The 2212-nt window shown below is 48.0% G+C and carries 1 pseudogene; it reads left to right on the forward strand.

Going from position 1 to position 2212, the window contains the following annotated elements:
* Positions 1-2066 (forward strand): annotated as a pseudogene (locus DEF47_RS14160) (hypothetical protein); the annotation flags it as partial.
* Positions 2067-2212 lie beyond the last annotated feature (146 nt).

A 2212-nucleotide genomic window follows, 5' to 3' on the forward strand; every position in this document is an offset into this window, starting at 1 on the left:
CCCCAATTGAAGGTTCATGGAACCCCAACCTTGCGAGCCATCTACGCAATCCAGCGCTGATTCGCCATGCTATTGTCGGCCCAGACCAGAATTTGTATATTGCCGGAGCCTTTAGCAATATCAACAATACCGCTGCTAATGGGTTAGCTCGTTGGGATGGTAGCCAATGGCATAGTTTGGCAACCTCGGGCGCTGATGTTGATCGGGTGCAGAGCATGGCTTTTTTTAATAACAAGCTGACCGTAGGCGGCGCATTTCGCACATGGGCTGGCCAACCATTTGCCCAGCTTGTGCAATGGGATGGGGCAGATTGGATGCAGCTTGGGAGCGGATTTCAAGGGTCTTTTAATAATAGCCCAACCCAGACCACGGCAGTTAATGCCCTGACCGTGCTTAACACTATGCTGATCATCGGCGGCAATTTTACTCAATTTCATGGTCAACCAGCAAACGGTGTGGTTGGATGGAATGCAACCGATGCAATCCCATTTGGTTCTGCTAATGGTCAGATTAATATGACGGTTGCAAGTACCGATACCTTAATGATCCATGGTGATTTTCGAACATTTAATAATCAAACAGTTCCATATGGTACGATCCCAAGCTGGAAAGCTGGTATATGGAAAATTCTCGTGCTCCCAGCCATTCCCAGTGGATTTATCTATAAGGCCAATTTAATAAGTATTGATCAGACCATTTATCTCTTGGCGAATGAATCTTATTTCAATGAAACGTTTGTATTTCGCTGGCAAAATGAACGTTGGGTTCAACTCGGAACAGGCCTGCCTGGTCAATTCACCAAACTCACCAACGCTAATGGCTCGCTCTATCTGGCGCAAGCTGATGGTGATGGAAATGCCAACGATAGCTATGGGGTGGTGCTTCGACTAGTGGATAATCAATGGCAAACAGTTAATCTGCCGCATAGTTACACAAGCATTAGCCAATTAGTAGCGATTGGCTCTGATGTATATATTATTGGGCTGCCAGCGGAAAATCAGCAATGCCCAAATCTTGTCTGTACCTTTACCGTTGAACGCTGGAATGGCACAACCCTTCAGCTGATTGGTGAAGCTTGGCAAGCACCAAGCATTGTGTCGCTGGTTGGCGACGTAGATCATGTTTGGGCAACCAGTCGGCCTACCTATCTTGATCGGCAGGCAGCGCCGACAGTGTTGTTTTGGAATGGTCAATTGTGGCAAGGCTCTTCCAATACAGAATCGTTTACCACTACGATCGTTCCAACGCTGTTCAAAACAGCAGATAATAGCGTCTACTATACGACGCGCTTCGAAGGGAGTATTGACCGTCAGGTTTGGGGTAATGTCTGGCGCTTGGATCGCCTTACCCGCACATGGAACCCCAATATTGACATTGGTGGTTGGTTTGGTGGCTGGAACACAAGTGGCAAGGATCTCTTGGGGTCTGCTGGTAGCGTCGTGATGTATAGTAGGCCAGTCGATGGAGTTCTCCGGTTGCGGAGCAACGTTTGGTCTGAAGAAACCAGCGAGTTCGAGGTGGCTGGCGCGTGTGATATCTGTGTGCCATTTGAAGTTAATGGTGAGTTTTATCAGCTTGTGGTTAGAGCGCAACTTCAGCTTATCCATTGGAATGGCAGTAGCTGGGATACACTCAATAGTTGGGAGAATAGCTATCCTGTCCAGCTGACATCCTACCCAGTTGTCGTATGGCGTGGCGATTTTTACTTGATCAATGGTCGCAAGCTCCAACGCTATAACTTAACAACCCAAATGGTCGAAGATATTGCCCTGCTTGATGGTGATGGCTATAGTTTAGCTACCTTCACTGATCAATATTTGTATGTTGGGGGCGCTTTTTCCAGCGTCAATGGGATTGCCGCCCAGAACCTCGCCCGCTGGAATGGCACGCAATGGCAGGCGCTGAGCCAAGCCCCAAATGGGCCAGTCTACGTCATTGCCACCTCGCCAAATTATCTGTATATTGCAGGAAACTTCAGCCAAGTTGGTACAACCAACTCCCTCGGGGTAGGCGTATATCACTTAACCAGCTCGTATCAAGTTTTTGCCCCGATAAGCAATAAATAAACTCGAAATGGCCTGTAATGATTGGAATTACAGGCCATTTTTTTGATTAGCGCTGTGCCAAAATTTCATACAACAGCACCCCTGTGGCCACCGCCAAATTCAGCGAATCGGCTTGGCCACGCATTGGAATGCTGACCAAGGCTTGG

Origin of the sequence: Herpetosiphon sp. (genome assembly GCF_003512625.1) — a bacterium.
GTDB classification, from domain to species: Bacteria; Chloroflexota; Chloroflexia; order Chloroflexales; family Herpetosiphonaceae; genus Herpetosiphon; species Herpetosiphon aurantiacus.